Below are 24,588 nucleotides of genomic sequence, written 5' to 3' on the forward strand. Positions count from 1 at the left end.
TGGTGAGCGAGCACAAGCGACGCGGCGGGCGCCTGCGCGGGTCGCTCGCCACGCTGTCACGCCTGAACCGGCTGGGTGACATCCCGGTCGTGGTCATGCTGGCCTGGGCCGGGTGGCTGGCCGTCCCGTGGTCGTTCAACGGCCTGGCCCAGGCCAGGGCCGCCGCCGCGGCCGCCGCCGACACCGAGCCCCCTCCGTCGGCCCACGCCGCCGACACCGGGTCGTTGCTGGGGGCGGCGGCGTGGGGCATCCCGGCTCCCGCCGCGCCACAGCCCGCCACCACCGTCCGTCCCACCGCAGTTCATCCCGCCGCCGTTCATCCCGCTGCCACCGTCCGTCCCGCCCAGCCGCTCGCCGCGGCCTCCTGCGCGTCCGCCGGGGACCCGGAGGGCGAGGTGGCCGAGCTGGCGCGGGCCGCGGAGCGGGCGCGGATCGCCGGGGAGGTGCACGACGCCGCCGGTCACGGCCTGGCGGCCATCGCGATGCAGGCGGGCCTCGCGCTCGTCGCCCTCGACGACGACCCCGAACAGGCGCGCGCCTCGCTCCGGGCGATCAGGGAGACCAGCACCGCCGCCCTCGCCCACCTGCGCGCCGCGCTCGACGGCATCGACCCGCCCGCCGCCGACCTGCCCGCTCTCATCGCCGGCGTACGGGCCGCCGGCCTGCCCGTGGACGTCGATCCCGCCGACCCCGCCGTGCCCGCCCACCTCAGGACCGCCGTCTACCGGGTGGTCCGCGAGTCCCTCACCAACGTGCTCCGGCACGCCGGTCCCACCCGGGCCTCGGTACGCCTGGCGCACGATCCGTACGGGTTCGTCCTGGAGGTCGCCGACCGGGGCGCGGGCTGGGACGGCGCGGCCGAGGGACGCGGGCTGGCCGGGATGCGCGCCCACGTCATCCAGGCGGGCGGCCGGTTCGCCGCCGGGCCGCGCGAGGGCGGCGGTTTCCGGGTGACCGCCCGGTTCCCCGAGGTCCGGGCATGACCACGCACGATCCGGGCCCGGAGGCGGCCGTCCACGACCCGGGGCGCCCGATCAGGGTGGCGGTCGCCGACGACCAGGCCGTCGTACGGATGGGGCTGCGGGCGTTGCTGGAGCGGGAGCCCGGCATGGAGTGCGTGGGCGAGGCGTCCGACGGCGCGGCGGCGCTCGACCTGATCCGCCGTACCCACCCCGACGTGCTGCTGCTCGACATCCGCATGCCCGGTACCGACGGCCTGGCCACGTTGCGGGCCGTCGCCGCCGATCCCGGGCTGGGCGGCACCCGGATCGTGGTGGTGACCACGTTCGCCGTCGACGAGTACGTCTTCGCCGCCCTCCAGGCCGGGGCCAGCGGTTTCCTGCTCAAGGACAGCGCGCCCGACGAGCTGGTCAACGCCGTGCGCGTGGTGGCCGCGGGCGAGGCGCTGCTGTCGCCGTCGATCACCAGGAAGGTCATCGGCCTGTTCGGCCGCAGCGGCGCCGAGCCGGTCGAGGGCCTCGGCACGCTCACCCCGCGCGAGCGCGAGCTGGTGGCCTGGGTGGCGACGGGCCGCTCCAACGACGAGATCGCCGCCGAGCTGGTGATCAGCCCCGACACCGTGCGCACGCACGTCAGCCGCGCCATGGTCAAGCTGCGTGCCCGCGACCGGGCCCAGCTCGTGGTGTTCGCCATGCGGGCCGGGCTCGCGCTGCCTACCTGAGGAAACCTTCGTAGTTGCGCTGCTGGAGCTGGGACTCGATCTGCTTGACGGTGTCCAGGCCCACCCCGACCATGATGAGCACGCTGGTCCCGCCGAACGGGAAGTTCTGCTGGGTGCCCGGGTCGCGCAGGATCGCGAACGCCACCAGCGGCAGCAGCGCCAGCACGCCCAGGTAGACGGCTCCGGGGGCGGTCAGCCGCGACAACACGTACGCCAGGTAGCGGGCCGTCGGCGCGCCCGGCCGGATCCCCGGCACGAACCCGCCGAACCGCCGCATGTTGTCGGCCACCTCGACGGGATTGAAGGTGATCGCGACGTAGAAGTAGGCGAAGGAGACGATCAGCAGCACGTACGCGCTCATGTAGAGCGGATGCGTCCCGGCGGTCAGGTTGCGTGAGACCCACGCGCCCGCCTCCGCGCCGAGCAGCGGCGCGGCCAGCGACGGCAGGTAGAGCAGCGACGAGGTGAAGATCACCGGCACGATGCCCGCCTGGTTCACCTTGAGCGGGATGTACGTGCTGCTCCCCCCGTACATCCGCCGGCCCACCATGCGCTTGGCGTACTGCACCGGCACCCGGCGCTGGGCCTGCTCCACGAACACCACCGCCGCGACCAGGCACAACCCGGAGGCCAGCATCACCGCGAACCCGAACGGCGTGAGCACGAAGATCTTCGCCATGTACCCCGGGAACACCGCGACGACCTGCGTGAACATCAGGATCGACATGCCGTTCCCGATCCCCCGGTCGGTGACGAGCTCGCCCATCCACATGACCACGCAGGTGCCCGCGACCATCGTCAGCACGATCACCGACACCGTGAGCAGCCCCTGGTCGCGCAGCAGCGGACGGGCGCAGCCGGGCAGCAGGTTGCCCGAGCGGGCCATGGCGACGATGGTGGTGGCGTTCAGCAGCGCGAGGCCGACGGTCAGGTAGCGGGTGTACTGGGTGATGCGCGCCTGCCCGTTGTGTCCCTCCTTCCTGAGCGCGTCGAGGCGCGGCACCAGGACGGCGAAGAGCTGCATGATGATGCTGGCCGTGATGTAGGGCATGACCCCCAGCGCGAACACCGAGAGCTGGAGCATCGCACCGCCGCTGAGCATCTGCATCATGTCGAAGAGCCCGCCGCTGGCCGAGCCCACGCACTGCCGCACTGCCAGGACGTCCACACCGGGCGCCGGCATGATCTGGCCGAGGCGGAACAACACGATCAGTCCCAGCGTGAACAGCAGTTTCTTACGCAGTTCCGGCACCCGGAACGCCCTGGCGAAGACGGTCAGCATGACCACGAAGTCTGTCCGCGGGCGCGCGTGGCGTCGTCCGTCCAGGCGAGGCACCCGTGTACGCAGATCCGCGTAGGTTGATCGCATGACGACGGTGTGGGTGGTCAGCGGGCCGCCGGGGGCGGGCAAGTCCACGGTGGCCGCCGAGCTGCTGGCCCGCCTGTCGCCGGTGCCCGCCCTGCTCGACAAGGACACCGTCTACGGCGACCTCGTCGCGGAGGTCCTGCGGGCCCACGGCCGCGACCACGGCGAACGCGAGGGCCCCTGGTACGACCGGCACGTCAAGCGGCACGAGTACGCCGGCCTGACCAGGATCGCCGCGCAGATCCGCGGCCACGGCTGCCCGGTGCTGCTCGACGGCCCGTTCACCACGCAGGTGCACGACGCGGCGGTGTGGGCGCGGTGGGTGGCCGAGCTGGGCGGGCCGCCGGTGCGCCTGCTGTGGGTGCGCTCGGACGGGCCGACGCTGCGCGCGCGGCTGGAGACACGCGGCCTGGCCAGGGACGCGGGCAAGCTGGCGGCCTTCGCGGACTACCTGCGCGACATCCGGGTGGACGAGCCGCCCGCCGTGCCGTACCTGGAGATCGACAACCGGCGGGGCGCGCCGCCGGTCGGGGGCCAGCTCACGGCGGCGGGTATACCGCCGCGAACACGGCCGGCAGCCGGGGGACGAGCCGGGTGAACCGCCCCTCCTCGTAGGAGGCCCCGGGCTCGTTGCTGAGCTGCTGGGAGAGGGGCCCGGCGATCAGGCTCGCGGCCAGGGCCAGCCCCTCCTCCCCCGCCGCGTCGGGATGCAGCTCGCCGCGCGCGACGGCGGCCCCGATCAGGGCGGCGAAGTGCTCATGGACGGCCAGCGCGGGCGCGTACGACTCGGGCGAGGGCGCGAACCCCGGCACCGGCCGCCAGAACATGAGCTGGGCCAGCACCTGGTGGTCCATCACCCACCGGGCCCCGGCCTCCAGGGACGCCCCCATGGCCGCCAGGCCCGGCTCGTGCGCCCCGGCGCCGCGCCGCACGGCCTCCAGGTAGCCCTCCTGCCCGCGCCTGAACAGCGCGTCGTAGACCGCGTGCCGGGACGGGAAGTACTTGTACAGCGAGGGCGGCTGGATGCCGAGCCGCCTGGCCACGGTCGCCAGGCTCAGCCCCGCGACGCCCTCCTCCGCCATCACGTCGAGCGCGATGCCGAGGATCTCGGCCTGCGTCTCGGCTCGCCGTCGTGCCCGCCGGTCGGGAATGTCTGCCACAGGAGTTAGCTTAGGCTATAGGCAGTAGCCAAAGCTAATAGGGGTGTGGAACGTGTCGCGTGACATCGAACTGACCGGCCTGCGGCAGAACAATCTCAAGGACGTCTCGCTGCGGCTGCCCAAGGAGCGGCTCACGGTGTTCACCGGGGTGTCGGGGTCGGGCAAGTCGTCGATCGTGTTCGGCACGATCGCCACGGAGTCGCAGCGCCAGCTCAAAGAGACCTTCAGCTTGTTCGTCAGGAACCGGCTGCCCAAGCACGAACGCCCGCGCGCCACGCGCATGTCCGGCCTGACCGCCGCCGTGATCGTGGACCAGAAGCCGGTCGGCGGCGGCGTGCGCTCGACCGTGGGCACGATGACCGAGGTGCACGCGATCCTGCGGGTGTTGTTCTCGCGGCGCGGCGAGCCGTCGGCGGGGCCCGCGACGGCGTACTCGTTCAATGATCCGCAGGGCATGTGCCCGGTCTGCGATGGTCTGGGGAAGAAGGTGGAGGCCGACGTCGGCAAGATGCTCGACGAGGACCTGTCCCTGAACGAGGGCGCGATCCGCATCGCGGCGCCCGGCTCGTACGTGTGGCAGCTCTACGCCCGGTCGGGGCTGTTCGACCCGGACAAGCCGTTGAGCGACTTCACGCCCGAAGAGCGCGACCTGCTGCTGCACGGCAGCGGCTTCAAGGTCAGCCGGGGCAAGTACACCAACACCTACGAGGGCCTGGTCACCCGTTTCGAGCGTGTCCACCTCAAACGCGACCTCGACCAGCTCGACCGGGCGGCGGCGCCGTACGTGCGCCAGGCGACGTGCCCGGAGTGCGGCGGCCGGCGGCTCAACGCGGCCGCGCTGGCCTCGCTCATCGACGGGCGGTCCATCGCCGACCACAGCGCGATGGAGGTGACCGACCTCATCGGCGTGCTGGAGGAGCCCGGCGACCCGGTGGCGGAGGCCGCGGTGGAGTCGTTGCGCAGGATCGACGCCATCGGGCTCGGCTACCTCAGCCTCGACCGGGTGACGCCAACGTTGTCCGGCGGCGAGGCGCAGCGGCTCAAGACCGTGCGGAACCTGGGCAGCAGCCTCACCGGCGTGACGTACATCTTCGACGAGCCCAGCGTGGGGCTGCACCCGCGCGACGTGCACCGCCTCGGCGACCTGCTGGTGGAGCTGCGCGACAAGGGCAACACAGTCCTGGTCGTCGAGCACGACCGCGACCTGATCGAGCTGGCCGACCACGTGGTGGACATGGGACCGGGCGCGGGCACGCACGGCGGCCGGGTGGTGTTCGAGGGCACGGTGGCCGGGCTGACGGCCGGCGGCACGCTGACCGGCCGCATGCTGCGGCGCGTGACCGGGCTCAAGGACGCCGTGCGGGCGCCGTCCGGCTGGCTGACCGTCGCGGGCGCGAACTCCCACAACCTCAAGGACGTCACCGTACGGGTGCCGCTCGGCGTGCTGACGGCGGTCACCGGCGTGGCCGGGTCGGGCAAGAGCACGCTGATGCGGCAGGAGCTCGTCGCCCGGCACCCGCACGTGGTGCTCATCGACCAGTCGGCCATCGGCGGCTCGCCGCGTTCGACCCCGGCGACCTACCTCGACGTCATGGACCCGCTGCGGAAGCTGTTCGCCGAGGCGAGCGGGGTGCGGCCGGGCATGTTCAGCTTCAACTCGACCGGGGCCTGCCCGCTGTGCAAGGGCCGCGGCGAGATCAAGACGGACCTGGCGTTCATGGACCCGGTGACCCGGGTGTGCGACGCGTGCGGGGGCAGCCGGTACAGCGAGGAGGCGCTGTCGTACACGGTGGAGGGCCGTACGATCGCGGACGTGCTGGCGATGACGGCCGAGGAGGCCGCGGGCCGGTTCGAGCTGCCGGGCATCGGCGGGCTCGGCGTGCTGGGGCTCGGCTACCTGACGCTCGGGCAGCCGCTCAGCACGCTGTCGGGCGGCGAGCGGCAGCGGCTCAAGCTGGCGCACCGGATGCGCGAGCGCGGCCAGGTGTACGTGTTCGACGAGCCCACGACCGGGCTGCACATGGCCGACGTGGACACGCTGCTGGCCCTGCTCGACCGGCTCGTGGACGAGGGCGACACCGTCATCGTCGTCGAGCACGACCTGGACGTGGTCAAGCACGCCGACTGGGTGATCGACCTCGGGCCCGAGGCGGGCCGGCACGGCGGCGAGGTGATCTTCGAGGGCACGCCGGCCGAGCTGACCGATGCGTCCACCTACACCGCGAAATATCTCGTTAAATCACTCGGAAGTCGTTAAGTCGCCCGATAGCCGTTAAGTCACTCGATAGTCGTCGTCCCTGACGTCCAGGACGGCCATGTGGCCGGGCAGGTGGCCGATCGCGTACTCCACGCCGCTCGCCATGATCGCCGCCTGCGGCGTCACCCCGCAGGCCCAGAACAGCGGCACGTCGCCCGGCCGCAGCTCCACCGGGTCGCCGAAGTCGGGCCGGTCCAGGTCGAGCACGCCGATCGCGGCCGGATCGCCCACGTGCACGGGCGCGCCGTGCACCCGCGGATACCTGCCGCTCACCTCGACGGCGGTGCTCACCAGCTCCTCCGGGACCGGCCGCATCGAGACGACCAGCGGGCCCGACAACGAGGCGGTGGACTCGCACGGCACGTTCGTGCGGTACATCGGCACGTTCCTGCCCTGTTCCAGGTGCCGCAGCGGCACCCCGGCGGCCAGCAGCGCCCCCTCGAAGGTGAAGCTGCACCCGATGAGGAACGGCACCAGGTCCGCCCGCCACTGTCCGGTCACCTCGTCCAGGTCGGCCACGGGCTCGCCGCCGCGGTAGAGGCGGTAGCCGGGCAGGTCGGTCCGCAGGTCACCGCGGAACAGAGTGGTCGACCAGGCCCCCGGCTCGCCCACGTCCAGCACGGGGCAGGCCCGCGGGTTGCGGTGGGCGAACAGCAGCAGCTCGTACCGCAGCGGGGCGGGCACGGCGATCAGGTTGGCCTGCGTCCAGCCCCGGCACCAGCCCGCCGTGGGCACCCGCTCACCGGCACGGAAGCGCGCCCGCGCCTGCGCGGGGCTCAATGCGGCGACGTCCACCCCTCGACACTATGGCGGCCGGCGCACGACGGTCCACAACGCGGCTATCACGGTGTTTTCCGGGTAGCGGGCCGGACGGGCGATGAGACGTCAACCTCCTCGACTACCTCCTCATCGCGATCTACTTCGCCACCGTGCTCGCGATCGGGTTCGCCGCCCGCCGCAAGATCAGCTCCAGCCTCGACTTCTTCCTGGCCGGACGGGGGTTGCCCGCCTGGGTCACCGGGCTGGCGTTCGTGTCGGCCAACCTGGGCGTGATCGAGATCCTCGGCATGGCGGCCAACGGCGCCCAGTACGGCGCGATGACCGTCCATTACTACTGGATCGGCGCGGTCCCGGCGATGGTGTTCCTGGGCGTCGTGATGATGCCGTTCTACTACCGCTCGAAGGTGCGCAGCGGCCCGGAGTTCCTGCGCCGCCGTTTCAACGGCGCCACCCAGCTGCTGAACGCGATCATGTTCGCGGTCGCGCAGATCCTCATCGCCGGGGTGAACCTGTACGCGCTCGCCCTGGTCATGGAGGCCCTGCTGGGCTGGCCGCTGCCGGTGTCCGTGGTGGTCTCGGCGCTGATCGTGTTGTCCTACATCACGCTCGGCGGCCTGTCCTCGGCCATCTACAACGAGGTCCTGCAGTTCTTCGTGATCCTCGCGGGGCTGATCCCGCTGACCGTGCTCGGGTTGATCAAGGTCGGCGGCGTCTCCGGACTGTTCGACCGCGTACGCCGCAGCGCGCTCGGCGAGGGCGGCCTGCACACCTGGGCCGGGACCGCCGGCGCCAGCCCGATGCAGGCGCACTGGATCGGGATCGTGTTCGGGCTGGGGTTCGTGTTGTCGTTCGGCTACTGGACGACGAACTTCGCCGAGGTGCAGCGCGCCCTTTCGGCCCGGAACACCAACGCGGCCCGGATGACGCCGATCATCGCCGCCTTCCCCAAGCTGTTCATCCCGCTGGTGACCGTACTGCCGGGGATGATCGCGCTGGTGCTCTTCGGCGACCTGGGCAAGGGGCAGGACTACAACGACGCGATCCCGCTGCTGATGCGTGACCTGCTGCCGAACGGCGTGCTCGGCGTCGCGGTGACCGGGCTGCCGGCCTCGTTCATGGCGGGGATGGCGGCCGACATCAGCGGGTTCAACACGGTGTTCACCAACGACATCTGGCAGGCGCACGTACGGCCCGACCAGCCGGACGGCCCCTACCTGCCGGACGGCCACTACCTGAACGTGGGGCGCGCCGCCACCGTCGCCGGGGTGGCGCTCGGCGTGGGCACGGCGTTCATCGAGGCCGGCTACTCCAACATCATGAACTACCTCCAGGCGTTGTTCAGCTTCTTCAACGCGCCGCTGTTCGCGACGTTCGTCCTCGGGCTGTTCTGGCGGCGGATGACGCCGTGGGCCGGGTTCTGGGGGCTGCCGGCGGGGACGGGGAGCGCGTTCGCGTCGTACTTCGCGTACAAGGCCGGGGTGGTGGACTTCGGCACCGAGCTGAACGCCGGCTTCTGGGGCGCGGGACTGGCCTTCGCGGTGGACGTACTGGTGTCGGTGATCGTCACGCTGGTCACCACGCCCAAGCCCGAGGAGGAGCTGCGCGGCCTGGTGTACGGGCTGAGCAACGTCTACCTCGCGGGCGACAGACGCTGGTGCCGCTCGCCGGTGCTGCTCGGCGGCGGCGCCGTGATCCTCGCCGCCCTTCTGTACGAAGTGATCCTGTGAGCGACATCCGAATGGTGATCGGCGCCCTCTTCCTGGTGTACGGGGTGATCCTGGTGGTGGCCGGCCTGCTGGGTGACGCGGTCAACCTGTGGACAGGCATCCCCATGGCCATCTTCGGCACCACCTTCATCCTCTGGTCCCACACCCACCCCACCTGACCCCGACCCCCAGTGCCGACCGGTGGCTCACCAGAGACCGACCGAGCCAACCGCTCCCTCTGGACCGTCCAACCACCCACCCCAACCGAACCGAGCCGCGCGGTCCCTCCGGCCGGATGGCCCCGGTCCAGTCCTTCCCAGCCAAGCCGGGTGGGCAGAGCTGCCTCCCGAGCCGAGCACCTGAGCCGAGCCGTCCGAGCCGTCCGAGCCACGCGGGCGGGCGGGGGCGGGCCGTTTGCGCCGGGCTGGGCCGTCCGGCGGCCGGCGGCTCGGCATCTGCCCCGGGTCAGGGGAACGCGATTCGAGGACCCCAGGGTCAGGGGGCACGGCGGCGTGGACCGCCGTGACGCGGGCGCCCGGTTCAGCGTTCGACGAGCACCCGTTCGGTTTTCGACGGGCGTCCGTTCAGTATTCGACGGGCGTCCGTTCGGTGTTGTTCGACGAGCGCCCGTTCAGGGTTCGGTGTTCGACGGGCGCCCGTTCAGTATTCGACCTCGAAGGTGTGCGGCCCCAGCCCGTACCTGTCGTCCCCCTGCGGGACGACGTACCCACGGCCCGCGAGGACGGCCAGGCTGTCACGCACCTCGTCCCCCTCCAGACCGGTCGCCCGGACCACCGCCTCCAGGCCCGCGGCGCCCCCGGACTCGACCACCTGCGAGGCCACCGCCTCGTACACGTGGATGTCGACGTCCGACAGCTCCTGCACATCGTGTCCTTCGGACATCACCGTTGCCTCGCCCCCTCCCTGAGCCTGGCCGGATCGACCTCGCGATCGGGGAACCTCCGGAGGTATTCGGCCTCCAGCTCCTTGGTCCGGGAAGTGTGACGTGCCAAAGCATCGTCTGATCCGTGGAAGAATGTGTCACTACGAGTGGCATGGAGTTGCCGCAGCTCGCGTACCACATCTTCGTCGCTGAGCTGGGCCGGATCGATTCCCATCGTCGTCATGGGTTCCCCCTACCCCAGACACCCCCGACAATATCTGTCACAATTCCTGACATATAGCCATTGTTTGGGAGCGGATCGTCGCCTTACCTTCCCGTTATGGACCTCGAGCTCAGGCACCTCAGGATCGTCCGCGCGGTAGCGGACGCGGGAAGTGTGAGCAAGGCCGCGTCCCTGCTCGGGCTGGCACAGCCGGCCCTCACCGCCCAGCTCAAACGTATCGAGAGGGTGCTCGGCGGCGCCCTGTTCGAACGTGACCGCCACGGGGCGCGGCCCACGCGGCTTGGCGAGCTGGTGCTCGCCAGGGCGCGCGTGCTGCTTCCCGCGGCAAAGGAACTGCAGGACGAAGCCGTACGATTCGCCCACACCCCCTCCCCCGGTTTCCGCATCGGCGCCACCAACGGCCCGATACTCGGCGGCCTGGTCGACCGGCTGGCCGCGGAGCGCACGGTCACCACGTTCACGTCGTGGTCGACGCACGAGCTGATCAACATGGTCGAGCTCGGCCGCCTCGATTACGTGCTGACCGGCGCCTGCGGCGACTCCGGCACCCCCACGGGAACGCTCCTGTGGGAGACGATCAGCCTCGACCCGGTCTTCTGTCTCGTCGGCGAGGATCATCCGCTCGCCAAGGAGAAGGAGGTGGAGCTGGCCGATTTGGCCGGCGAGCAATGGGCGGTGACGCCGGGCGACGGCTGCTTCGCCGACTGCTTCGCCATGGCGTGCGCGCGAGCCGGCTTCACCCCCGGAACGATCTACGAGACGGACGTGCCGACCTGCACCCATCTCGCCCAGGTGGGCCGCGCCGTGGTGCTCTGCCAGGCGACCCACCAGGCCCTGCCGGGGCTGGCCATGGTCCCGCTCTCCGGCGCGCCGCTGCGCTGGCGGCAACTCCTCGGCCGGCACCCCACCGCCCCCGACGCCACCTGGGTGGTGGCACAGGCCAAACAGGCACACACCGAGGCCGTACGCCGCAGTCCCGTCTATTCCGACTGGCTTGTACGTAACCCGGCGTACGGCACCGCGCCATAACACGCTGATAGGAGTGAACTAATACTCCTCCGCTCCTGGGCACGCCGTTACCGTGACGGCACCCCCAGCAGCCAGGAGACAACCATGCTGCGCACCCCGGCGCTGATCGCGACCGCGATCGGCGCATCAGTCATGTCAGCCCCCAGCCGGAACCCCACCCGCAAACCGGGCTAAACCACCTCGTACTCCCACCCGGGCCGCCAGTCGAACGGCGCGTCCACCAGTTCCTCCAGCGGAGTCCCCTCCAGCAGGTTCTGCAACGCCCACCGATTGGCCGAATGGGACACCACCAAAACCGTGGCCCCCTGCCACTCCTCCCGCAGCTCCCCGAGGAACCCGGCCGTCTCCGCCACGACCTGCCGATAGCTCTGCCCACCGGGCCACGGCGTGTCGACGTACCGACTCCGCAAGGCCGCGACCTCGCTCACCGGCCGCCCGTTGTAGATGCCGTAGTCACACTCCCGGAGCCGAGCGTCGAGCCGGACCTCCTTCCCACCCCCGAACGCCACCTCCACCGTCTCGACCGCCCGGCGAAGATCGGAACAGTAGACGACGTCCACCCCCCGCCTCCGTACACCGAGTTCGGCGGCCAGCTCCCGCCCCCGCTCGGACAGCTCCCCAGGAAGCCACCCGGTGGCGACCCCGGTCTCGTTGTCCACAGTGATGGAGTGCGTCTCGTACACCACGTTGACAGCCATGATTCGCACCGTACCTCCCGCCATCCCGCCCTCCCCCTCCCATTCCGCCCACAGCAAACACAACCCCCCGTACCTCCGCCTCTGCGTACAAGCCCCCAACCGAGACCCGAATATGATCGACACAGACGCCATCCACCTTGCCGGGCATGGAATGATGTCCGCGGGACCTCGTCCCCATCCGGCCGTACGGCACACCGGGATCCGATGCTCTAGCCTTGACATGCGCGAGCCTCACCAAGATCCCCTCGCCGCACACCGCATGTCACAACTGAATCCAGGGGCGGTAGCTCAGCCGGTCAGAGCATCGGACTCATAATCCGTGGGTCGTGGGTTCAAGTCCCACCCGCCCTACTCACCAAAACCGCGTTCGACCTGGGGTTTCTCGCTTCTCGCTACCCTCGGATCTTGCTATTGATCATGGTTGGTTGCTCCATGGTTGCTCTTGTGTACGGACCGTGTACGCCGGTAGATCATTTAGACCGCCATCGTCAGTTCAGACCCCGGTGACGACCAATAGAAGACCAAGCCAGAAGGCCTGCACGGCCCTGCCCGTCAGCGATGACTTGTTGCGCGGTCAAGTCTCGCCCAAGCCGCCCCGTCGGGCTCGACAGGCATTTCCAACCAGCAGATAAAAGATCCGCTGCTACTCGCGCCGATCCTTTAGCCCCCTTGCAGCGCAAGCAAGGAATCAACCGGCTGAACCGGCCGTGCGCCGGCCCTGGAGAACAAGCACGCAGGCCCACCGATGAATCGGCGGGCCTGCTGAGTTCGGTGGATCAGGTAATGGCGTCGCCGGTGTGGTTCGGCAGGGTGATCAGCCGGGCGCTCTGGGCACCTGCGGCTGCGGTGTTGATGAGGGCGGCGGTGGATTCGGCGGCGGCGCGGGCCACCTCGGGGTAGACGCTGGTGTACGTGTCTCGGGTGAAGGTGGACGACACGTGCCCGAGCGTCTCCTGCACGACCTTCAGATCGACCCCCGCGGCCAACATGATCGACGCGGCCCCATGCCGCAGATCATGCAGCCGCACCGGCGGCAACCCCGCTTGGAAGGCCAACTGGTAGAACTGGTCGCTGACCTGCTGCGGATGCAACGCCCGGCCGACCTCGTCGGTGAAGACGAACCCGCTGTCCGTCCACGCCTCCCCCGCCGCCAGCCGCTCAGCCGCCTGCCGCTTGCGGTGCGCACGTAGCGCAGCGACAGTGTCGGCGTCCAACGCGATGGTGCGATCACTGGCCTCGGTCTTCGGCCTGCCCTGCACCGGCTCCCAGCCCAGCTGGGTGATCTGCCAGTGCACCCCTGCGGTCCCGGCGGCCAGGTCGACGTCCTTCCACCGCAGCCCGACCGCCTCGCCCCGGCGCAGCCCGCGCAGAGCGATCAACCGATACAGCGCGAACAGCCGACGGGTCGCCGCCTGGGCGAGGAAGGCGAACGTGTGCGAGGGCGTCCACACCATCACCGGAGACGGACGCGCCACGGACGCGTACACGTTGACCATCTGAGCGCGGCTGAGCCGAGCCCCGCGCCGCCGCTGCTCGATATCGAGCCGCTCCTGCAGGTCCCGGTTCCAGGCGGCCACCCGCTCATCGGTCCACACCAACGCCTTGGGCCGCTCGGCGTCAGGGAGTTCGACCACCGCAGCCGGGTTGAAACCGATCAGCCGATCCTGCTTGATCGCGATGTTCAGCGCATGCCGCAAGGTGGCGCGGATGCGATGCATAGTGGCCGGACCGGCCGGCCGCCGATACCGCACCTTGGCCCGCTCCTCGGGATCGGCGCTGGCGCGGGCGGTGGTGATGACGTCGTTGAACTCCTCAATCGCATCGAACATGCCTGCCACATCCGACACCCGCAGCCGGTCCAGCCGGATGTCTCCGAGGTAGGGGGTGAAGTACAGGCGGATGTGCGCCTCGTACGAGCGGCGCGTGGTCGGGTCGATCTTCCGCTTGCGGCGCAGGAACTCGTCCATCCATTCGGCGACTGTGACGGTGGGGTTGAGGTCCTGGCGGGTGCGGACCTTGCGCCGCACCTCCTCCACCGGCGGCAACGCCTTGGTGTCCTTGAGCGTGGCCAGCATCAGCTCAGCGATCTTCCGCTGCACGTGCGGGTCCTCATCCAACGCCAGCAGCGCCCGAGCCTGCTCCAGTTCGGCCTCCACCTCCTCCAGCGTCGCAAAGCCCCGGCGGCGAAGCGGATTGCGTCGCTGTCCGTCGGCGTGCGCGGGCAACTCCAGCTGAAAGGCCCACGTACCGTGGGTGCTGCTCCACCGCTCCCCACCGCCAGGGCGGCGCAGCTTCGGGCACGCCTTGCCCAGCCTCTTCCCCGTAGCCTCGTCCCGGCAGGAACACGTCTTGAAGGTGGTTCCGTTCATCGTCGCGTTGCGCCTTCCTTGTTCGCTGACTTCGCGTCGCCAACCGCTTGACGTCGCGCTTCCCGCGGCGCTCCCCCGTCCCCACGCCCCGTGGGGTACGAGGGATGCTGGACGCTCCTGGCGGCGCTCGGCGTACCGTGTCCATCACCGCGCGGGTCGCCGTCGGCGGCCCGGAAGGGGGATTGCCGCGCCCCGGCACGGAGGGCGGCCCTGGTCGGCCCGTACAGACCCGTTAGGGGCCTATAGCGGGGGACCTGCGGTGCCATCGACCGGCCCGGGGCGGTCGGTATCGACGCCCACCTTCACCACCCATGTCAAGCGATATCCGCTGGTCACAATGCCCCGGTGCACGTCGCGACCAGGACTGGGGGCATCGGATTGCATGCCTCGCCGGAGGACGCCGGCCTCACGCAGAGAGTCCCTCGCCGATCGCACGGTGCAGCCTCAGCTGGTGCGGAAGGCGCATGAAGAGTCGGCGAAGTAGCTGGACTGTACGGTCACCATCAGACGCCCCGATCTAACGAGCGAATCATCCCTGTCACTGATCTAAATACCGGCCAGAAAGGCCGAGTAAGGACAGGACGGGAGGCCAACTCCTGGTCAAATCGGCATCGGACTCCGAACCGAGCAGCTCGAGCAATCAGCAGCAGCGCATAGCTTAAGACTCGCAACATATGGACGGATCGCCACCGGTCGCTTCGTGCATGCGTGTCTCGATATCGACCCATTCGCGCTGACACCTTTTGAACGCGCGGGACAGAATGCGGCACGCGCTGACATGCATAAACAGAGCTGGGGACTTTTAATCCGTAGGTTCCGGGTTCGAGCCCCGGGCGCCCTACCACTCCATACCCCATCTGACCTGGGCTTTCTCGATTCTCGGCTCGTCTCCGAGAGGTGAGAATGGCCGAGATCATGCTCGTCACATGCTCTTCGGCACGGGTTCGGCATGTCAGTGGGCTGTGTCCAGGGATGGAATGCCCGCTTCGCGTAGGCGGCTGCCGGGCGGCCTGGCCCCGATGGGTAAAGCCGGACCCGCCAGGCATTCAAGGCAAGGGGTGCGATGCAAGGGGCGCACGGCAGGCCGCGCCCGACTTACCCTCAGGCCCGTCCAGGGGCTCGCAAAGCCGCTCTCGGCCGAGATCATCCGGCTGGTCGGCGCGGTGCTGGTCGAGCAGACCGACGAATGGACCGAGGCTCGCCGCTACATGGGCCTGATGTGCTTGCCAAGGCCCGCGTCCGGTTCCTCGCGAGTGACACACCAGCCCCGAACTCACTCCCGCAGGCACTTACCGCTTAACCCGCAGAAACAGGATCACGCGAAGGCTGATTCATGCACCACCTCCGTGGACGTGACCGGCCGGTGGACCAGCAGTGGTGTGCGATGTCGAGGTGGAGGGCCTTGGCACGAGCGGTCGGCAGCGCCGCACTTCCTGGTCATTGACTCACACAGCCGGAGTGGATGGTGCAGGGTGAGGCATCCGTCGGGACTCGCGAAGAGCTCGATCTGTGTCAGAAGCCGGGCTTGGGCGCCGGGTTGCGTAGGCTTCGTCACAAGAAGGCGAAAGGAGTTCCGCATGACGGCGAAGCAGCCCAGGACCGAGCTCGATGCTCGCTACAGCTCGGCGTTGAACCCGCGCCCGGGCGCGGAGAACGTCACCGCCACCGAGTGGGCCGAGGCCCAGCGCCGGCTGCGGGCCGCCGAGATCTTCTGGATCACCACGGTCAGGGCGGACGGCCGGCTGCACGTCACGCCGCTGATCGCCGCCTGGCACGACGGGGCGCTGCACTTCAGCACCGGGCGGGACGAGCAGAAGGCGAAGAACCTGGCCGGCAACGCCCACTGCGCACTCACCACAGGGCACAACTCTCTTTCCGAAGGTCTCGACATCGTGATCGAGGGCATGGCGGAGCGGGTGACGGATCCGGCGCGGCAGGATGAGGTCATCGCCGCGTTCGAGGCGCAGTACGGGGACCACATCACCTCGCCCGAGGGGACCTTCTACGGCTACGGCGACAGCATCCGCAAGGGCGACGACCTGCTGTTCGCGGTGGCACCCGGCACGGCGTACAGCTTCGGGCACGACAGCCAGGTGTTCAGCCACACTCGCTACACCTTCTAGCCTGCGCACAAGGAAGCCTCTGTTCGCCAGGGGAAGGCATGCCGCGGGAAGGGCCCTTCCATCGGATCGATCCTCATTTGCACCCTCTGGTCTGGCTGGTCCTCCCCACGAACCATGCGCAGCGCAGCACGCCAGCGATCACGTCTGTCCGCCTCGCCGCCAAGTACCGATACGACCAGAGGCCTCGCTAGATTCGCGACCTCCTGCCACGACCGAAGGAGCCGCTGCGCCTCGGCGACGTCATCGCCCAGGCTCCCATGGGCGCTCCGCGCCCCCATGACCCTGTTCCCGCCAGCCGGAATCACCGGATGAGTTCCCGGATGGGTTCGACGCGCGGATCGTCGATATCCGCATGGTAGTCGTCGGCCGAGGTCTCATCGCGGCCCGCCGGCCGTTTCGCCACACGGAACGCGAGGGTGGCGGCCACGCTCACGGCCGCGTTCAGCACGCAAGCGGTCAGGGCGACGTAGCCGAGACGGCCGCCGCCGATGACCGGGATCTCCGCGAGCGATCCGCCGAAGTGCCTGCCGGTTCCGGGGTTGACGATGCCGTAGGCGGTAACGGTGCCGTACACCATGCCGGACGCCCAGCCGGCGAGCAGCGCACCGGGGTGGAACCAGCGGGTGTAGAGCCCGACCACGATCGCCGGGAAGGTCTGCAGGATCCAGATTCCGCCGAGGAGCTGGAAGTCCAGCGCGAACTTCCTGTCGAGGAACAACACGAAGGCCAGCGCTCCGAACTTGACGAAGAGGGAGGCCGCCTTGGAGACGCGCAGCTCGTCTTGGGAACTCGCGTCCGGCCTGATGAACTCGCGATAGACGTTACGGCTGACGAGGTTGGCGGCGGCGATGGACATGATCGCGGCGGGTACGAGAGCGCTGATGGCTATGGTGGCCAGGGCGATGCCGGTGAGCCAGCTCGGGAACAGGTCCGCGAAGAGCCGCGGGATCACGAGTTGGGGGTTGGGCTGACCGTCCATGCCGACAGGGCGCGTACCGGCCGCGATCGCGAAGAAGCCGAGCAGCGCGAACAGGCCGAGAACCAGCGTGAAGGCCGGCAGGAGTGCGGCGCCGCGGCGCACGACGTCGCGGCTTCTGGTCGCGAGCACGGTGGTGACCGTGTGCGGATACACCACCAGGGCCATCGCCGACCCGAGAGCCAGCGTGGCGTACGGCCAGAAGCCGCTCGCTCCCGGGATGAAGACCCCAGTGGGGCGCCCGGTCTTCGGATCGGGCGCGGCCATCCTCTCCTGGGCCGAGGCGAAGATCGTCTCAAGGCCGCCCAGCCGTGGGAGCAGGACGACGAACGCGGCGGTCACGACGAGGAACAGCAGAAAGGCCTTCAGGACGGCGATGAACGCGGGCGCCCGGAGCCCGCTGACGTAGGTGAAGGCTGCCAGGACGGTGAAGGCGACGGCGAGAGGCAGGTCGTTGACGAGAGGGTTGCTGCTCCCCAGGCCGAGCACCTCGAACACGGCCTGGATCCCCACCAACTGCAGCGCGATGTAGGGCAGGGTGGCCAGCAGTCCGGTAAGGGCCACCGCGAGCGTGAGCCCTCTGCTCCGGTAGCGGCCGCGCACGAAGTCGGCGGGAGTGACATAGCCGTGACGATGGGCCACTGACCACAGACGTGGCATGACTGTGAAGATCAACGGATACACGATGATGGTGTAGGGGACGGCGAAGAAGCCGCTCACCGCGCCCGAGGCGAACATCGCCGCCGGTATCGCGATGAAGGTGTAGGCCGTGTAGATGTTGCCGCCCAGGAGCAGCCACGAGGTGAGGGTGCCGAAGCCCCGGTCGGCCAGCCCCCACTGGTCCAGCGCGTTCACGGTGCCCGTGATGTGGCGGCCTTTCCTGCCCTGGACCGCGGCGAACCCCGTGACCGTGACGATCAGGAAGAAGATCACGAGGATCGTGAGAGCGGTCCAGTCGATGCTATCTCGGTTCATCGGCTTCTCTCTCCGGGGCCGGCGGGCCGATGCGCGCCGGTTCGAGCCTGGCGGGTGGGGGTCGTGTGAAGGTAGGCGCACCAGGTGAGGCTGGAGGACAGGAAAATCCACAGGAACTGGTACCAGTAGAAGAACGGGAGGCCGAACAGCCGTGGCTCAGCACCCGCATAACCTTCGATCCAGAGCAGCGCCGGGAAGGGCAGCCACAGCGCCCCGATGCTCAGCTTCGCCCAGGGCCCGGAGGTCCTGTGTCTGACCGGCCGGGCCGGCGGTGACGATGGGGTTGCCACGTCGTCTCCTGAAGTGTCGTCGTCTCTCCCGAGGTGAGGACAGGACGCCGGCCCCTCCCACCCGCTCGCCCGAGAGTGGTGGGCGAGCAGGTGGGAGGGGGCCGGCGGGGATAGCGGATCAGGTGACGGATCCCGCCTCAGCAGCACCGGATGCCGGGACTCTTCTCCCGAAGGTCGGATCGGTGCCGCTCGAACTCCCGCCGTGACAGCGGCGGCGAGTGCGGATGGGATCGGTGCTGGGCGAGGTACCGGTCGTATTCACCGGAACCCGTGAGTTCGCGCAGGTACCAGCGGGCGAAGCGCAGCAGTGAAACCACGGTCATGATCGCTGACCGTCCGCTCCGTTGTTCCCCGCACCCACCTCGGCCAGCTCGCGCCGTTCCGCCGCGGTGGCGAATAACCCCGCAGGTGCCACGATGCTGGATTCGACATAGGGCGCCTCTGCCATCGGCAGGGGGTCACGGGACCGTAGGGCGCGCCGGCACACGACCACGGCGTTGCCGACGACGATGATGACCAGCAGCGCGAACATCGCCGCCAGCACGCCGTCGACGGTGGAGTTGACGACGACCGCCTGCATGTCGTCGAGGTTCTTGGCGGGCGCGATCACCTTCCCCACGGCCAGCGCGTCGGCGTACTTTTCCCGCTGGGCGAAGAAGCCGATCTTGGGGTCATCGTGGAAGACCTTCTGCCAGCTGGCGGTCATCGTCACCGCCAAGTCCCAGGCCAGCGGTACGCCGGTGACCCACGCCCACTTGAGCTTGCCCGACTTGATCAGGATCGTGGTGCCGAGGGTCAGCGCGATGGCGATCAGGAGCTGGTTGGAGAGGCCGAACAGCGGGTAGAGCTGGTTGATGCCGCCCAGCGGGTTGGTGACGCCGGTGTACAGGAAGTAGCCCCAGGCCAGCACGACCGCGGCGCTGGCGCCCCACAGGCCGGGCTTCCAGCTCACCCGCCCGATCGGCTTCCACAGGTTGCCGAGGGAGTCCTGAAGCATGAAGCGGGCGACGCGGGTGCCGGCGTCCACGGTGGTCAGGATGAACAGCGCCTCGAACATGATCGCGAAGTGGTACCAGAACGCCTTGAACGCGGCGCCGCCAAAGATCCCGGACAGGATCTCAGAGATGCCCATCGCGAGGGTGGGGGCACCGCCGGTGCGGGCGATCACGGTCTGCTCCTGAACCGCCGCCGCGGCGGCGCGCAGGTCATCCGGGGTGATGACGAAGCCCAGTTTCGCCACGGCGGCGGCGGCGCTTTCCGGCGAGGTGCCGAGCAGACCAGCGGGAGCGTTCATCGCGTAGTAGAGACCGGGTTCGAGCGCGCACGCGGCGATCAGCGCCATGATGGCGACGAACGACTCCATGAGCATCGCGCCGTAGCCGATCAGCCGGACCTGCGACTCCTTCTGGATCATCTTCGGCGTGGTGCCGGAGGCGATGAGCGAGTGGAAGCCCGACATCGCGCCGCAGGTGATGGTGATGAACAGGAACGGGAACAGCGACCCGGCGAAGACCGGCCCGGTGCCGCTGAGCGCGAACGTGGTGATCGCCTCGTTCTGCAAGTGCGGCGCCGCGATGACCACGCCGACCGCGAGCAGCCCGATCGTGCCGATCTTCATGAACGTCGACAGGTAGTCGCGCGGCGTCAGCAGCATCCACACCGGCAGGACGGAGGCCAGGAACCCGTAGACCACCAGGCAGATGACCAGCGTCTGCGGGCTCAGCGTGAAGGCGTCGGCCCAGGCCGAGTTCTGGACCCAGCCGCCGCCCGCGATGGCCAGCAGCAGCAGCACGACCCCGATCACCGTGGTCTCCATGACCTGCCCCGGCCGCAGAACGCGCTGGTAGAAGCCCATGAAAAGGGCGATGGGGATGGTCATCGCGATGGAGAAGGTACCCCACGGCGAGTGTGCGAGCGCGTTCACCACCACCAGGGAGAGCACCGCGAGCAAGATGATCATGATGGCGAACACCGCGACCAGCGCGGCGGTCCCGCCCACCGGGCCGATCTCCTCGCGCACCATCTGGCCCAGGCTCTTGCCGTCACGGCGCATCGAGAAGAACAGGGTGACCATGTCCTGGACCGCCCCGGCCACGATGACCCCGACGATAATCCATATGGTCCCCGGCAGATATCCCATCTGCGCGGCGAGGACCGGGCCCACCAGCGGCCCGGCACCGGCGATGGCGGCGAAGTGGTGGCCGAACAGCACCCGCCGGTCGGTCGGATGGTAGTCGACCCCGTTGTCCAGCCGTTCCGCGGGAGTCGCGCGACGGTCGTCGATGCCGAGCACCCGGCGGGCGATGAACCGGGAGTAGAACCGGTAGGCGATCGCGTACGAACCGAGGGCGGCGGCCACCAGCCAGATCGCCGAGATCTCCTCTCCTTGTGACAGGGCGACGACCCCCCAGGCGACCGCACCTACCAGGGCGACTGCCGTCCATATGAGGATCGACTTGGGGGTTGGTCTTGATTTCGCGGTGCCGTTTTCGGGCATGGCTGATTCTCCTGAACTCAGGGCATGGCAGAGCAGCCGGTACTACGAGGGAAAAATCGCCCGGAGATCCGAACGAGGTGATGTGGTCGGTGTTACCGGCGACGCCGGTCGTAGGTGAGATGACGATCGCGAGGCGGGCGATCCGCGCCACGTCTCAGGACGTAGGCAACGGCCATGAACACCACGCTCCCTGGCACCCAGATGAGCTGGTACCAGAAGAAGAACCTCATTCCGGCCAGATGTGGCGCGTCGTAGGAATACCAGGGCACCCACAGGAGTGCCACGATGGGCAGGACCAGACAGATACCGGCCGCGAAACGTCGCGCCCGCCGCGTCGGCTTCACCATCGTCGTCCTCCGGAATGTTCCCGCGTTCTTGTTGCAAGGGTTGCGGACGGTTCCGATCTGGTTTACGCCGATTTCGAGGAGATTTCGTGTCAACCAGCAGTGCGGATTACGCAACCTAGAAGTACTTCCCGGGCGTTGTGGACGGTGGCCGATGATTGAGCCGATGAGCACGGTGACGTTCCTCGCCGTGCTCGGCGGCACCTCCCTGCTCGCGGTCGCCGCGCGCTGGTTCCGGCCGCCTCCCGAGCTGCCCACGTTGGAGGACTGGGCGCTGGCGCGCCGCCAGTTCGGCACCCCGACGACGTGGTTCCTGCTCGGCGGGACCATCTACACGGCCTACACGTTCGCCGCCGTACCAGGTCTGGTGTACGGCACGGGCGCGCTCGGGTTCTTCGCCCTGCAGTACACCGTGATCATGTGCCCGCTGGCGTTCGTACTGCTCCCCCGGCTCTGGTCGGCGGCGCGCCGGCACGGGTACATCACCCCCGCGGACTTCGTCCGGGGTCATTACGGCTCCCCCGCCCTCGCACTGGTCGTCGCGGCGACCGGCGTGCTGGCGACCATGCCCTACATCGCGCTGCAACTGGTGGGCATCCGTTCGATCCTGTCCGCCGTCGGGCTGTACCCGAGGGGGGCGCTCGGCGACCTCGCGCTGGTCGCCGTGTTCGCTGTCCTCGCCGTGGCGACCTACCGGCACGGGCTGCGCGCGCCGGCGATCATCTCGCTGATGAAGGGCGCGGCCGTCTTCTGCTCGATCCTGGCCGTCTCCTTCCTCGTCCTCGATCGGTTCGGCGGGCCCGGGCCGATGTTCGACAGCGCGGAGCGCGCACTGTCCGGCGGGGAGACGACTCAGGCGTCGTTGACGCTCGATCCGAGCCAGTTCCCCGTCTACGCCACCCTGGCCCTCGGCTCGGCCCTCGCCCTGCTGATGTACCCCCACGTGCTGACGGCCGCCTTCGCCGCGTCCGGCCCGGACACGCTGCGCCGCGCGGCGGTCGCGCTGCCCCTGTGGACGGCGGTGCTCGGACTGTTCGCCATGCTCGGCGTCGCTGCGCTCGCCGCCGGCATCCAGCCCCCATCCACCGGCGCGGAAACCGCCGTCCCCCTGCTCGTCAAGGACCTGATGCCCGCCGCCCTCACCGGTCTGGTCTTCGGCGCTCTCACCGTGGGCGCGCTCGTACCGGCGGCGGTCATGTCGATCGCAGTGGCGACCTCGTTCGTTCGCAACATCTACGTCGAGTACTTCCATCCGAGGGCCACACCCAAGCACCAGACACGGATCGCCCAGATGGTCTCGCTCAGCACCAAGGTCGGGGCGGTCGTCTTCGTGTTCGGACTGCGCAACCAGGACGCCATCAATCTTCAACTGCTGGGCGGCGTCTGGATCCTGCAGACCTTCCCCGCCGTGGCGCTCGGCGTGTTCACCCGCCGTCTGCACCCCTGGGCGTTACTGGCCGGGTGGATGAGCGGTATGGCCGCGGGCACCCTCCTGGTGGTGCACAGCGGATTCTCGTCGCTGGTGCCCCTGGGCGTGGGCGGCCAGGAGATCCAGGCATACGCCGCGGTGGTCGCCATGACACTGAACCTCACCGTCGTCGTGACGTTGACCCCGCTCTTCAACCGGGTGGCCAGAACGCACACTCCGGCGTCGAGCTCTCCGGTCCCCCTACCCCCCGAAGCGGAGACGATCACATGACCGGGATTCGGCCACCCATACCATTGCCGACGTTCGCCGAATCCGGCTCCGTATCGGTCGACACGCCGCCCCCGGCACGGACGGACGGGCCGTCCGCCGGGGGACCGCCCACCCCCGGCCCGCCGGACGCCGGACGCGAGGCCGCGCTGACGCAGCTGTTCGAGACGCACTACACCGGCCTGCTCCGGCTGGCCGTGCTGCTCGGCGCCGACGACGCGGAGGACATCGTCGCCGAGGCGTTCTGCCAGCTGCACCGCCGCTGGAGCAGGCTGCGCTCGGCCGAGGCCGCCCTGCCCTACCTGCGCTCGGTGGTGTGCAACCTGGCCCGCATGAGACTGCGCCACTTGCAGGTCATCCGCAAGCACACCGATTGGACCACTGACCTCGAGCGGTCGGCCGAAAGCGTCGCCCTGCTCCACGACGATCAGAAAGCGCTCATCGAGGCCCTGCAGCGGCTCTCGGCCCGGCAGCGAGAGGCCCTCGTCCTGCGCTACTGGCTCGGTCTACGCGAAAGCGACATAGCCGAAGCCATGAGCATCTCCTGCGGTGCGGTCAAGGCGCACACCAGCCGCGGCATGGCCACCCTCACCAAGATCATGCAGGAGCGACGATGACGACCGGCCCCGCCAGCACCGAGGACCAGCTACGCGAGGTTCTCGACAAACTCGCCAACGGCGTCCAGCCGGCCCCGGACGCCTACCGCCGGGTCCAGGGCGAATGGCGACGGCGCGAGCGCAGACGCCGGCTCATCCTGGTCATCCTCGTGGTGCTCGTCCTCGCGATCGCCGACATCGTGGGGCTGTGGGCGCTGAACCAGTACCAGGACCGGCCGCACGTGGCCCCCAGGGAGCCTGTACCGGCCCGATCGCACGTGCCGCCCGCCAACGACCTGCCAGACCTCCCGGTACGGTGATCGGCACCAGGTCCGCACCCTCGCGGACCTGGTGCACCTGCGGTGGGCGGCTACGGTCGAGTCATGCAGTCCGAAGCCCTTGGGACGTTGTAGACCGCCCTTTGGGGATTGGCCGACGGGCCTCGGCCGGACTACCTGACGCTTCAACATGGCAACTTCGTGTCGGAACACCATGATCTCGACATCCTTGGATGCCTGGCTACGCCCCAGCAACACCAGCCGGCCAAACACCCTGTACCGCTTCAAAATTCATCGGGTAGGGCTTGAGCTGGGAGTTCTCCGAAGCGGCAATGCGGCTCGGTGGTACTCGTTGATCAGCCCGTCGAGCACCTTCCGGCGTTCGATCCGGCCTTCCAGGGGTACTTTGGTCCGCTCCTCGTGATCGGGTGGTCGCTGCGAGCGGGACTGGTGCGGCCGATGGCCGTTGTAGTGAGCGGCATACTCCGGCAGAACCGACTGCAGGTGCCGTTCGCCGTAGATCAGCATGCGGTCGGTACACTCGGCCCGTACAGTGCGCACCCACCGCTCGGCATAGCAGTTCGCCCGCGGCGTGCGCGGCGGGATCTTCACCTGTACCGCTTCAGAACTCGTGCACATG

Annotated in this window: 24 protein-coding genes and 1 tRNA gene; 12 read left to right on the forward strand and 13 right to left on the reverse strand. The window is 69.2% G+C overall.

From position 1 onward, the window contains the following. Positions 1 to 2 precede the first annotated feature (2 nt). Positions 3 to 983, forward strand: a complete 981-nt coding sequence (locus IEZ27_RS17825) for a sensor histidine kinase (RefSeq protein WP_189648219.1) — start codon at positions 3 to 5, stop codon at positions 981 to 983. Beyond that, positions 980 to 1,681 carry a response regulator transcription factor gene (locus IEZ27_RS17830; protein ID WP_189648220.1) on the forward strand — a complete coding sequence of 234 codons (702 nt, stop codon included), beginning with the start codon at positions 980 to 982 and terminating at the stop codon, positions 1,679 to 1,681. Before IEZ27_RS17825 ends, IEZ27_RS17830 begins: the two co-directional genes overlap by 4 nt. Here the strand turns inward: IEZ27_RS17830 and secY are convergent. Further along, on the reverse strand, positions 1,674 to 2,963 hold the full coding sequence (gene secY, locus IEZ27_RS17835; RefSeq protein WP_189648221.1) for a preprotein translocase subunit SecY: 1,290 nt from the start codon (positions 2,961 to 2,963) through the stop codon (positions 1,674 to 1,676). The two genes, IEZ27_RS17830 and secY, sit on opposite strands and share 8 nt — an antisense overlap. A gap of 85 nt (positions 2,964 to 3,048) precedes the next feature. Here secY and IEZ27_RS17840 point away from each other — a divergent pair, with 85 nt between their 5' ends. Then, on the forward strand, positions 3,049 to 3,645 hold the full coding sequence (locus IEZ27_RS17840; RefSeq protein WP_189648222.1) for an AAA family ATPase: 597 nt from the start codon (positions 3,049 to 3,051) through the stop codon (positions 3,643 to 3,645). On the opposite strand, the gene IEZ27_RS17845 is transcribed toward IEZ27_RS17840, so the two are convergent. Continuing rightward, positions 3,587 to 4,207 (reverse strand): TetR/AcrR family transcriptional regulator, encoded by a 621-nt coding sequence (locus IEZ27_RS17845; protein ID WP_189648223.1) that lies wholly within the window; start codon positions 4,205 to 4,207, stop codon positions 3,587 to 3,589. The two genes, IEZ27_RS17840 and IEZ27_RS17845, sit on opposite strands and share 59 nt — an antisense overlap. A 52-nt stretch (positions 4,208 to 4,259) precedes the next feature. Here IEZ27_RS17845 and IEZ27_RS17850 point away from each other — a divergent pair, with 52 nt between their 5' ends. Continuing rightward, complete coding sequence (locus tag IEZ27_RS17850) at positions 4,260 to 6,464, forward strand: excinuclease ABC subunit UvrA (protein ID WP_189648224.1); 2,205 nt, start codon at positions 4,260 to 4,262, stop codon at positions 6,462 to 6,464. A 15-nt stretch (positions 6,465 to 6,479) separates the two neighbouring features. Here IEZ27_RS17850 and IEZ27_RS17855 read toward each other — a convergent pair whose 3' ends face one another. Further along, positions 6,480 to 7,259 carry a putative hydro-lyase gene (locus IEZ27_RS17855; RefSeq protein ID WP_229824076.1) on the reverse strand — a complete coding sequence of 260 codons (780 nt, stop codon included), beginning with the start codon at positions 7,257 to 7,259 and terminating at the stop codon, positions 6,480 to 6,482. Positions 7,260 to 7,393: 134 nt separating this feature from the next. Between IEZ27_RS17855 and IEZ27_RS17860 the strand changes: the two genes are divergently transcribed. Both IEZ27_RS17860 and IEZ27_RS17865 read left to right on the forward strand, forming a co-directional pair. Continuing rightward, a complete protein-coding gene (locus tag IEZ27_RS17860; RefSeq protein ID WP_229824077.1) occupies positions 7,394 to 8,971 on the forward strand; it encodes a sodium:solute symporter family protein in 1,578 nt (525 codons plus the stop codon). Beyond that, a complete protein-coding gene (locus IEZ27_RS17865) occupies positions 8,968 to 9,129 on the forward strand; it encodes a hypothetical protein (protein WP_189648225.1) in 162 nt (53 codons plus the stop codon). The genes IEZ27_RS17860 and IEZ27_RS17865 overlap by 4 nt, the downstream gene beginning before the upstream one ends. Positions 9,130 to 9,610: 481 nt before the next feature. On the opposite strand, the gene IEZ27_RS17870 is transcribed toward IEZ27_RS17865, so the two are convergent. Next, positions 9,611 to 9,835 (reverse strand): hypothetical protein, encoded by a 225-nt coding sequence (locus tag IEZ27_RS17870; RefSeq protein WP_189648226.1) that lies wholly within the window; start codon positions 9,833 to 9,835, stop codon positions 9,611 to 9,613. A gap of 17 nt (positions 9,836 to 9,852) precedes the next feature. Then, positions 9,853 to 10,077 carry a DUF6158 family protein gene (locus IEZ27_RS53950; RefSeq protein ID WP_308427286.1) on the reverse strand — a complete coding sequence of 75 codons (225 nt, stop codon included), beginning with the start codon at positions 10,075 to 10,077 and terminating at the stop codon, positions 9,853 to 9,855. Between the two features lie 96 nt (positions 10,078 to 10,173). Between IEZ27_RS53950 and IEZ27_RS17875 the strand changes: the two genes are divergently transcribed. Further along, positions 10,174 to 11,106, forward strand: a complete 933-nt coding sequence (locus tag IEZ27_RS17875) for a LysR family transcriptional regulator (RefSeq protein ID WP_189648227.1) — start codon at positions 10,174 to 10,176, stop codon at positions 11,104 to 11,106. Between the two features lie 170 nt (positions 11,107 to 11,276). On the opposite strand, the gene IEZ27_RS17880 is transcribed toward IEZ27_RS17875, so the two are convergent. Further along, the gene (locus IEZ27_RS17880; RefSeq protein ID WP_189648228.1) at positions 11,277 to 11,804 is read right to left on the reverse strand and encodes a histidine phosphatase family protein; all 528 of its coding nucleotides are present in this window, start codon (positions 11,802 to 11,804) and stop codon (positions 11,277 to 11,279) included. 277 nt (positions 11,805 to 12,081) lie between these two features. Between IEZ27_RS17880 and IEZ27_RS17885 the strand changes: the two genes are divergently transcribed. Continuing rightward, a tRNA-Ile gene (locus IEZ27_RS17885) sits at positions 12,082 to 12,155 on the forward strand. Positions 12,156 to 12,580: 425 nt separating this feature from the next. Here IEZ27_RS17885 and IEZ27_RS17890 read toward each other — a convergent pair. Further along, on the reverse strand, positions 12,581 to 14,173 hold the full coding sequence (locus tag IEZ27_RS17890) for a site-specific integrase (protein ID WP_189648229.1): 1,593 nt from the start codon (positions 14,171 to 14,173) through the stop codon (positions 12,581 to 12,583). A 1,577-nt stretch (positions 14,174 to 15,750) separates the two neighbouring features. Between IEZ27_RS17890 and IEZ27_RS17895 the strand changes: the two genes are divergently transcribed. After that, positions 15,751 to 16,296 carry a pyridoxamine 5'-phosphate oxidase family protein gene (locus IEZ27_RS17895; RefSeq protein WP_189648346.1) on the forward strand — a complete coding sequence of 182 codons (546 nt, stop codon included), beginning with the start codon at positions 15,751 to 15,753 and terminating at the stop codon, positions 16,294 to 16,296. A gap of 301 nt (positions 16,297 to 16,597) precedes the next feature. On the opposite strand, the gene mctP is transcribed toward IEZ27_RS17895, so the two are convergent. The 5 genes from mctP to IEZ27_RS55535 all read right to left on the reverse strand — a co-directional run bounded on the left by mctP (position 16,598) and on the right by IEZ27_RS55535 (position 21,381). Beyond that, a complete protein-coding gene (gene mctP / locus IEZ27_RS17900; RefSeq protein WP_189648230.1) occupies positions 16,598 to 18,247 on the reverse strand; it encodes a monocarboxylate uptake permease MctP in 1,650 nt (549 codons plus the stop codon). After that, positions 18,244 to 18,684, reverse strand: coding sequence for a DUF3311 domain-containing protein (locus IEZ27_RS55530; protein ID WP_407672838.1), 441 nt, complete (start codon positions 18,682 to 18,684; stop codon positions 18,244 to 18,246). Before IEZ27_RS55530 ends, mctP begins: the two co-directional genes overlap by 4 nt. Next, positions 18,675 to 18,860 carry a YbdD/YjiX family protein gene (locus IEZ27_RS17910; protein WP_189648231.1) on the reverse strand — a complete coding sequence of 62 codons (186 nt, stop codon included), beginning with the start codon at positions 18,858 to 18,860 and terminating at the stop codon, positions 18,675 to 18,677. Before IEZ27_RS17910 ends, IEZ27_RS55530 begins: the two co-directional genes overlap by 10 nt. After that, positions 18,857 to 21,034 (reverse strand): carbon starvation CstA family protein, encoded by a 2,178-nt coding sequence (locus IEZ27_RS17915; RefSeq protein ID WP_189648232.1) that lies wholly within the window; start codon positions 21,032 to 21,034, stop codon positions 18,857 to 18,859. The genes IEZ27_RS17910 and IEZ27_RS17915 overlap by 4 nt, the downstream gene beginning before the upstream one ends. Before the next feature lie 92 nt (positions 21,035 to 21,126). After that, complete coding sequence (locus tag IEZ27_RS55535) at positions 21,127 to 21,381, reverse strand: DUF3311 domain-containing protein (RefSeq protein WP_189648233.1); 255 nt, start codon at positions 21,379 to 21,381, stop codon at positions 21,127 to 21,129. A 163-nt stretch (positions 21,382 to 21,544) separates the two neighbouring features. On the opposite strand from IEZ27_RS55535, the gene IEZ27_RS17925 reads away from it, so the two are divergent. From IEZ27_RS17925 to IEZ27_RS17935, 3 genes are read left to right on the forward strand one after another with little or no spacing between them, the layout of a single operon-like run. Then, positions 21,545 to 23,077, forward strand: coding sequence for a sodium:solute symporter family protein (locus IEZ27_RS17925; protein ID WP_229824078.1), 1,533 nt, complete (start codon positions 21,545 to 21,547; stop codon positions 23,075 to 23,077). Then, on the forward strand, positions 23,074 to 23,691 hold the full coding sequence (locus IEZ27_RS17930) for a SigE family RNA polymerase sigma factor (RefSeq protein ID WP_189648234.1): 618 nt from the start codon (positions 23,074 to 23,076) through the stop codon (positions 23,689 to 23,691). Before IEZ27_RS17925 ends, IEZ27_RS17930 begins: the two co-directional genes overlap by 4 nt. Beyond that, complete coding sequence (locus IEZ27_RS17935; RefSeq protein WP_189648235.1) at positions 23,688 to 23,990, forward strand: hypothetical protein; 303 nt, start codon at positions 23,688 to 23,690, stop codon at positions 23,988 to 23,990. Before IEZ27_RS17930 ends, IEZ27_RS17935 begins: the two co-directional genes overlap by 4 nt. A 249-nt stretch (positions 23,991 to 24,239) precedes the next feature. Here IEZ27_RS17935 and IEZ27_RS55540 read toward each other — a convergent pair whose 3' ends face one another. Then, a complete protein-coding gene (locus tag IEZ27_RS55540; RefSeq protein WP_379478710.1) occupies positions 24,240 to 24,587 on the reverse strand; it encodes an integrase core domain-containing protein in 348 nt (115 codons plus the stop codon). Position 24,588 lies beyond the last annotated feature (1 nt).

Source organism: Nonomuraea spiralis (genome assembly GCF_014648435.1).
Taxonomy (GTDB): Bacteria; Actinomycetota; Actinomycetes; order Streptosporangiales; family Streptosporangiaceae; genus Nonomuraea; species Nonomuraea spiralis.

Excerpts from the sequence above, each read along its gene's own strand:
- IEZ27_RS17830 (WP_189648220.1), top strand. The coding sequence starts at position 980 with ATGACCACGCACGATCCGGGCCCGGAGGCGGCCGTCCACGACCCGGGG.
- secY (WP_189648221.1), bottom strand. The coding sequence starts at position 2,963 with ATGCTGACCGTCTTCGCCAGGGCGTTCCGGGTGCCGGAACTGCGTAAG.
- IEZ27_RS17840 (WP_189648222.1), top strand. The coding sequence starts at position 3,049 with ATGACGACGGTGTGGGTGGTCAGCGGGCCGCCGGGGGCGGGCAAGTCC.
- IEZ27_RS53950 (WP_308427286.1), bottom strand. The coding sequence starts at position 10,077 with ATGACGACGATGGGAATCGATCCGGCCCAGCTCAGCGACGAAGATGTG.
- IEZ27_RS17875 (WP_189648227.1), top strand. The coding sequence starts at position 10,174 with ATGGACCTCGAGCTCAGGCACCTCAGGATCGTCCGCGCGGTAGCGGAC.
- IEZ27_RS17880 (WP_189648228.1), bottom strand. The coding sequence starts at position 11,804 with ATGGCTGTCAACGTGGTGTACGAGACGCACTCCATCACTGTGGACAAC.
- IEZ27_RS17890 (WP_189648229.1), bottom strand. The coding sequence starts at position 14,173 with ATGAACGGAACCACCTTCAAGACGTGTTCCTGCCGGGACGAGGCTACG.
- IEZ27_RS17895 (WP_189648346.1), top strand. The coding sequence starts at position 15,751 with ATGACGGCGAAGCAGCCCAGGACCGAGCTCGATGCTCGCTACAGCTCG.
- mctP (WP_189648230.1), bottom strand. The coding sequence starts at position 18,247 with ATGAACCGAGATAGCATCGACTGGACCGCTCTCACGATCCTCGTGATC.
- IEZ27_RS17910 (WP_189648231.1), bottom strand. The coding sequence starts at position 18,860 with ATGACCGTGGTTTCACTGCTGCGCTTCGCCCGCTGGTACCTGCGCGAA.
- IEZ27_RS17915 (WP_189648232.1), bottom strand. The coding sequence starts at position 21,034 with ATGCCCGAAAACGGCACCGCGAAATCAAGACCAACCCCCAAGTCGATC.
- IEZ27_RS55535 (WP_189648233.1), bottom strand. The coding sequence starts at position 21,381 with ATGGTGAAGCCGACGCGGCGGGCGCGACGTTTCGCGGCCGGTATCTGT.
- IEZ27_RS17925 (WP_229824078.1), top strand. The coding sequence starts at position 21,545 with ATGAGCACGGTGACGTTCCTCGCCGTGCTCGGCGGCACCTCCCTGCTC.
- IEZ27_RS17930 (WP_189648234.1), top strand. The coding sequence starts at position 23,074 with ATGACCGGGATTCGGCCACCCATACCATTGCCGACGTTCGCCGAATCC.
- IEZ27_RS17935 (WP_189648235.1), top strand. The coding sequence starts at position 23,688 with ATGACGACCGGCCCCGCCAGCACCGAGGACCAGCTACGCGAGGTTCTC.
- IEZ27_RS55540 (WP_379478710.1), bottom strand. The coding sequence starts at position 24,587 with ATGTGCACGAGTTCTGAAGCGGTACAGGTGAAGATCCCGCCGCGCACG.